6 protein-coding genes are annotated in these 6,265 nt (G+C 61.0%); 3 read left to right on the forward strand and 3 right to left on the reverse strand.

Features of this window, described 5'->3' with window-relative positions; all coding sequences use genetic code 11:
* Nucleotides 1-156 precede the first annotated feature (156 nt).
* Nucleotides 157-1,557 carry an asparagine--tRNA ligase gene (gene asnS, locus AB5Y85_RS03040; protein WP_005337914.1) on the reverse strand — a complete coding sequence of 467 codons (1,401 nt, stop codon included), beginning with the start codon at nucleotides 1,555-1,557 and terminating at the stop codon, nucleotides 157-159.
* A 200-nt stretch (nucleotides 1,558-1,757) separates the two neighbouring features.
* Between asnS and AB5Y85_RS03045 the strand changes: the two genes are divergently transcribed.
* Nucleotides 1,758-2,102, forward strand: a complete 345-nt coding sequence (locus AB5Y85_RS03045; RefSeq protein WP_005359354.1) for a hypothetical protein — start codon at nucleotides 1,758-1,760, stop codon at nucleotides 2,100-2,102.
* A gap of 9 nt (nucleotides 2,103-2,111) precedes the next feature.
* Here AB5Y85_RS03045 and AB5Y85_RS03050 read toward each other — a convergent pair whose 3' ends face one another.
* Nucleotides 2,112-2,924: a HAMP domain-containing protein gene (locus AB5Y85_RS03050; protein WP_005350472.1), complete on the reverse strand. Its 813-nt coding sequence runs from the start codon at nucleotides 2,922-2,924 to the stop codon at nucleotides 2,112-2,114.
* 176 nt (nucleotides 2,925-3,100) lie between these two features.
* A complete protein-coding gene (gene bioA / locus AB5Y85_RS03055) occupies nucleotides 3,101-4,375 on the reverse strand; it encodes an adenosylmethionine--8-amino-7-oxononanoate transaminase (protein ID WP_257688126.1) in 1,275 nt (424 codons plus the stop codon).
* A 193-nt stretch (nucleotides 4,376-4,568) separates the two neighbouring features.
* Between bioA and bioB the strand changes: the two genes are divergently transcribed.
* Together bioB and AB5Y85_RS03065 are read left to right on the forward strand one after the other, a co-directional pair.
* Nucleotides 4,569-5,657, forward strand: coding sequence for a biotin synthase BioB (bioB, locus tag AB5Y85_RS03060; protein ID WP_257688127.1), 1,089 nt, complete (start codon nucleotides 4,569-4,571; stop codon nucleotides 5,655-5,657).
* A partial coding sequence (locus AB5Y85_RS03065) for an aminotransferase class I/II-fold pyridoxal phosphate-dependent enzyme (RefSeq protein WP_368221181.1) occupies nucleotides 5,654-6,265 on the forward strand: 612 nt, incomplete at its 3' end. The genes bioB and AB5Y85_RS03065, both read left to right, overlap by 4 nt.

Consider the following 6,265-nt stretch of genomic DNA (forward strand, 5'->3'; position numbering starts at 1 on the left):
AGCGAGTAATCGCGCTGTGTCCGTTTCACACCTTGTCCCATCGGGCTCTCCATTTATTGGGGGGAAAGGTGTAAACCATATTCAGGACGGGACAGTGACAATAAAAAAGCCGACCCACAGGTCGGCTTGTGCAATGCAGTGGCAAGATGCCGCTGATCAGAACTCGGCGGTACGCGGAGTACGCGGGAACGGGATCACGTCGCGGACGTTGCCCATGCCGGTCACGTATACAACCAGACGCTCGAAGCCCAGACCGAAGCCGGAGTGCGGCACGGTACCGAAGCGACGCAGGTCGCGATACCACCAGTAATCTTCCTTGTTCAGGCCCATCTCGGCCAGACGTGCATCCAGCACGTCCAGACGCTCTTCACGCTGGGAACCACCGATGATCTCGCCGATGCCCGGTGCCAGTACGTCCATCGCGGCAACGGTCTTGCCGTCGTCGTTGAGGCGCATGTAGAAGGCCTTGATATCTTTCGGGTAGTTCTTCACCACCACCGGAGACTTGAAGTGCTCCTCGGCCAGATAGCGCTCGTGCTCGGAGGAGAGATCGATACCCCAGGAGACCGGGAACTCGAACTTCTTGCCGCAGTTTTGCAGCACTTCGATGGCGTCGGTGTAGTCGATCTGGGCGAAGTCGGAGGAGACGAAACGCTCCAGACGGCCGATGGCATCCTTGTCCACGTGCTGGGCGAAGAACTCCAGATCGTCGCGACGCTCGGTCAGTACGGCGTTGAAGACATACTTCAGCATGGCTTCGGCCAGTGCGGCGTTATCTTCCAGATCGTTGAAGGCCACTTCCGGCTCAACCATCCAGAACTCGGCCAGGTGGCGGCTGGTGTTGGAGTTTTCAGCGCGGAAGGTCGGGCCGAAGGTGTAGACCTTGGAGAGGGCGCAGGCATAGGTTTCGGCGTTCAGCTGGCCGGATACGGTCAGGAAAGCCTCTTTGCCGAAGAAATCTTCGTTGTAGTCCACCTTGCCGGCGTCGGTGCGCGGCAGGTTTTCCATGTCCAGAGTGGAGACGCGGAACATCTCGCCGGCACCTTCGGTGTCAGAGGCGGTGATGAGCGGGGTCGCAACCCAGAGGAAACCCTCTTCGTGGAAGAAGCGGTGGATGGCTTGCGCCAGGCAGTGACGAACGCGGGTCACGGCGCCAACGATGTTGGTGCGCGGGCGCAGGTGGGCCTGTTCACGCAGGTATTCGATGCTGTGGCGCTTGGCAGCCATCGGGTAGGTGTCCGGATCTTCGACCCAACCGACTACCTTCACCTCGGTCGCCTGCAGTTCGAAAGCCTGGCCGCTGCCCTGAGAGGCGGCAACCACGCCGGTCACTTCCACGGAGCAGGCAGTGGTCAGACGCAGCACTTCATTCTCGTAATTGGCCAGGGTATTGGGGACAACTGCCTGTACCGGATGGAAACAGGAGCCATCGGAAATGGCCAAAAATGAGATCCCCGCCTTGGAATCACGGCGAGTCCGGATCCACCCTTTGACAGTTTGGGTGGTGCCGACCGGATACTTACCGGCCAGCACATCTACTACGGATGCGTGCGTCATCGAAATATTGTCTCCAGCTTGTTCTTGCAGCGCTATTTGCAACACTAGGGAGTCTGGCCCGGGCACAGATGGCCCACCATGGCAGACTAAGCCGTCAATCTTACCCGCGCGGGTTTGATAAACAAGCAAAAATGTCGGACTCTGGTGGGGTTTTCGGCATGGTTCACTCAACAAGAGTGTCACGGGCGCAGGAGAGGTGGGTGAAAGATCGGCGGCATGGGCCAGATTGGCTGACACGGGTGTTGCAGGGGCTGGTGATGCTCTGCTGGGGCGGCTTTATCGTGCTGCTCTCCCTTTACCACTATGCCCGCCCCGAAATTGCCTACGGTTTTCTGGTCTATGGCGGGATCGAGGTGCGCGATTATTGGGACCCGGCCCTTACCCCCTGGCTGGTCTACGGGCTCTGGAGCTGCTGCGCCCTGACGCTGGCGGTGTTGCTGCTGGAGCGCAAGCGCAGCCGCCGTCAGGATGACTCCCGGCATGTCAATCTGGCCATCCTGCTACTGGTGTTGATCGCCAGTCTGCTTTTCTACTACGTCGGTTAAGCGTTCGTCTTAGCGGGGCTGATCCGGCTCCTGCCTGCTGGCCTTGGTGCGTTTGCCGAGCTGGCGCTCCACACTGTCGAGCATCTGGTTGTAGGCCACCGCCACCCGGCCAATCTCGTCGCCGTCATCCCCCTCCAGCCGGTGGCCGAAGTCGTGCAAGTCGGTGGCCTCTTCCATGGAGCGGGTCAACTGGTTGAGGGGGCGCACGATCCAGGTGCGGATGACCCAGAGGGTCAGCAGCAGTCCCATCCCGAAGATGCCGGTGAGAATGAGCGCCGAGGTGAGGATATTCTGCTCGACCCGGGTAAACAGCGAATCGAGGGAGTAGTCAAAGCGCACCGCCCCTAACACAGTGTTCTCCGGCACCAGATGACAGCTGGTGCAGTCGGTGCCGCGAAAATCCTTCTTGGCCAGCAGCGGTCGGGTGACCACCAGACGGCTGTGCATGCCGTTGTGCACCACCTCCAGACTCCCTTTGCCCGCCAGAGCCAGCTCATCAAACTCATCCTTTACCTGTTCTGTCTCCCGTCCCGGCCCGAACTGTTTGCTCACCGCGTCGCCACGAACGATGCGTGCATCCTCCACATGGGCGTGGTCGAGAAACTTGCCGCGCAGAGTATCGCGGGCATCCATCTTGCCGGTCAGCATCAGCATGTTGAGGCCATCAAAGTAGGCTTCGGTCTGCTCGCGGCTCTGCTCCTTGATGAGGGTCAGGATGAGATCGCGCTCGCGCACCGCCTGATAGGCTGCGGAGAAGACCAGTACCATGGAGAAGATGAAGAGCAGGAAAAAGTTGATTTTGGCAGCAATGGAGAGGCGCATGAGCAGTCTTTCTTGATGGTAAAACCGCAGCAGTTTACCCCTCTTGGGGCCTCAGGTCTGGTGTTTTGCTCACATTACGGCAAGTGAAACTGCACTGAAGTGGATAAAGTTGTCCTCTTTATATATCAAATGCCGGTAGTCAAACGGGCGGCTGCGATGGCCGCCCGCTGCATGCATTAAAACTCGCCTTCGGTGATGGCCTGACGGATAGCGCCGGTCAATACCCGCAACTCTTCAGGGGTGATAACGAAGGGGGGCATCAGGTAGACCAGCTTGCCAAAGGGGCGGATCCAGGCGCCCAGTTCGACAAATTTGCGCTGGATGCGCGCCACGTCCACCCGCTCCTTCATCTCCACCACCCCGATGGCACCGAGCACCCGCACATCCGCGACCGCCGGGTGCAGGGTCAGCTCCACCAGCTCGGTACGCAGCTGATGCTCGATGGCGCGCACCCGCTCCTGCCAAGGTGAGGCCAGCAGCAGATCGATGGAGGCGTTGGCCACCGCGCAGGCGAGCGGGTTGCCCATAAAGGTGGGGCCGTGCATAAAGACGCCCGCCTTGCCGTCACAGATGGTACGGGCGACATGTTCGGTGGTCAGGGTCGCCGAGAGGGTGAGGTAGCCGCCGGTAAGCGCCTTGCCCAGACACATGATGTCGGGGCTGATCCCCGCCCAGTCGCATGCAAACAGCTGACCGGTACGGCCAAAGCCGGTGGCGATCTCGTCAGCAATCAGCAGCACACCGAACTCGTCACACAGGGCGCGCACCCACTGCAGGTAGCGGGGGTGATAGAAGCGCATGCCGCCAGCCCCTTGCACTATGGGCTCAAGCACGATGGCGGCGATCTCTTCGTGATGATCCGCCATGAGCGTCGCCAGCTCCACCACGCACTGCTCGTCCCACTCGGCGTGGAAGCGACAGCTCGGCGCGTCGACAAAATAGTGTTCCGGCAGGAATCCCTTGTAGAGCTCATGCATGCCGCCATCGGGATCGCAGACGCTCATGGCGCCAAAGGTGTCGCCGTGATAGCCGCTGCGCAGGGCGACAAATTTGGCTCTGGGCGTCCCCTTGGCGTGCCAGTACTGCTGCGCCATCTTGAGCGCCACTTCCACTGCCACCGAGCCGGAATCGGCCAGGAAGACCCGATCGAGCTCCTTCGGAGTGATCTCCACCAGTTTGCGGCAGAGCTCGACCGCCGGGGCGTGGGTGAGGCCGCCAAACATCACGTGGGACATCTTGCCGAGCTGGGCGGTGGCGGCGGCGTCCAACTCCGGCACCTGATAGCCGTGCACGCAAGCCCACCAAGAGCTCATGCCATCCACCAGTTCGCGGCCATCGCTGAGAGTGATCTTCACCCCTTTGGCGCTGGCCACTTCATAGCAGGGCAGGGGGTGAGTGAGTGAGGTATAGGGGTGCCAGATGTGGTGCAGGTCGAATTCTTGATTGGTCATTTGTTGTTCTGTTGTCAATTAGTTTGATCTGGTCGGTGTTGACAGTCTACGCGTGCTCTCTACACTAGCCAACAATTTCAGCCACTTGGCACTGCGCATCACCTTGAGCGCGCGGGCCCGGCGGCGGGTTCTGTGGCCGTCCATCCCAAGATGGCGGGCGCAGGATCCCACTAATAACAACCGGAAGCCATGTATGAATGCTCTCACCGCGGGCGATCACGCCCTTCGTCATGACTGGACCCTCGCCGAGGTTCAGGCCCTGTTTGCCCTGCCGTTCAATGATCTGCTGTTTCAGGCCCAGACCGTCCACCGCGCCCACTTTGACCCGAATGAAGTGCAGGTGAGTACTTTGCTCTCCATCAAGACCGGCGCCTGCCCGGAAGATTGCAAATACTGCCCCCAGAGCGCCCGTTACCACACCGGTCTTGAGGCCGAGCGGCTGATGGAGGTGGAAAAGGTGCTGGAGCGGGCCCGCGAAGCGAAGGCCAATGGCTCGTCACGCTTTTGCATGGGGGCCGCCTGGCGCAATCCCAAAGAGAAGGACATGCCCTACATCATCCGGATGATCGAGGAGGTGCGCGGGCTGGGGATGGAGACCTGCATGACGCTAGGGATGCTCACCGCCGATCAGGCGGCGCGTCTGGGGGCCGCGGGGCTCGATTACTACAACCACAACCTCGACACCTCGCCGGAGTTTTACGGCGAGATCATCTCCACCCGCACCTATCAGGATCGGCTCGATACGCTGGAGCATGTGCGCAGCGCCGGCATGAAGGTCTGCTCCGGTGGTATCGTCGGCATGGGCGAGCAGGCGAAAGATCGGGCGGGCCTCTTGATGGCGCTCGCCAATCTGCCGCGGCACCCGGAGAGTGTGCCCATCAACATGCTGGTCAAGGTGAAGGGGACGCCGCTGGAGGATCAGGAGAACCTCGATCCGTTCGAATTTATCCGCACCATCGCGGTAGCGCGCATAATGATGCCCACCTCCCATGTACGTCTCTCAGCCGGGCGGGAGAAGATGAATGAGCAGATGCAGGCGATGTGCTTTATGGCCGGGGCCAACTCCATCTTCTACGGCTGCAAACTGCTGACCACTCCCAACCCGGACGAGAACAGCGACATGCAGCTCTTCAAGCGACTCGGTATTCGTCCCGCCCAGCGGGCCCAGAAGCCTGATCAGGTTCAAGAAGAGGAACTGCTGGCCGAGGTGAGCCGCCAGAACGAACCTGCCGAGATGTTTTATGACGCCACCCGCCCCCGTGCCGGGGCTGCGCGGTCATGACTGGCCCAGCAGTAACGGGCCCCTTTGGGTTGAGCGCGGCGCTGGCCGGGCGCGAACAGGCTGGCCTGCTGCGCAACCGCATCGCGACCGACGGGGCGAGTGGCGGGCGGCTCAAGGTTGCGGGGCGCGACTACCTCAACTTTTCCGCCAACGACTATCTGGGACTGGCGGATCACGGCGCCATCAAGGCCGCCTTCAACGCGGGGATTGAGCGCTATGGTGCGGGCTCCGGCGCCTCGCCACTGGTGACCGGTTACAGTCGTGCCCACCAAGAGCTGGAGGAGACCCTGGCCGAGTGGCTCGGGGTGCAGGCGGTACTGCTGTTCAACTGCGGTTTTTCCGCCAATCAGGCGGTGCTCAAAGCCCTGCTTGGCAAAGAGCATCTGCTGTGGCAGGACAAACTCAACCACGCCTCTTTGCAGGAGATGGGCAGCCAGCTCCCCTGCAAGATGAAGCGTTTTGCCCACAACGATATGGTGGCCCTTGAACGGCAGCTTGAGCCAAATCGCGGACTGATTGTCTCGGAAGGGGTGTTCAGTATGGACGGGGATCAAGGCCCCTGGCGCGAGCTCGCAACCCTCGCCGCCCAAAGCGGCAACTGGTTGATG

The organism is Aeromonas sp. R3-1 (genome assembly GCF_040908345.1).
Taxonomy (GTDB): domain Bacteria; phylum Pseudomonadota; class Gammaproteobacteria; order Enterobacterales; family Aeromonadaceae; genus Aeromonas; species Aeromonas veronii.

Coding starts and splice junctions, on each gene's coding strand:
- bioA (WP_257688126.1), bottom strand. CDS start 4,375: ATGACCAATCAAGAATTCGACCTGCACCACATCTGGCACCCCTATACC.
- asnS (WP_005337914.1), bottom strand. CDS start 1,557: ATGACGCACGCATCCGTAGTAGATGTGCTGGCCGGTAAGTATCCGGTC.
- bioB (WP_257688127.1), top strand. CDS start 4,569: ATGAATGCTCTCACCGCGGGCGATCACGCCCTTCGTCATGACTGGACC.
- AB5Y85_RS03050 (WP_005350472.1), bottom strand. CDS start 2,924: ATGCGCCTCTCCATTGCTGCCAAAATCAACTTTTTCCTGCTCTTCATC.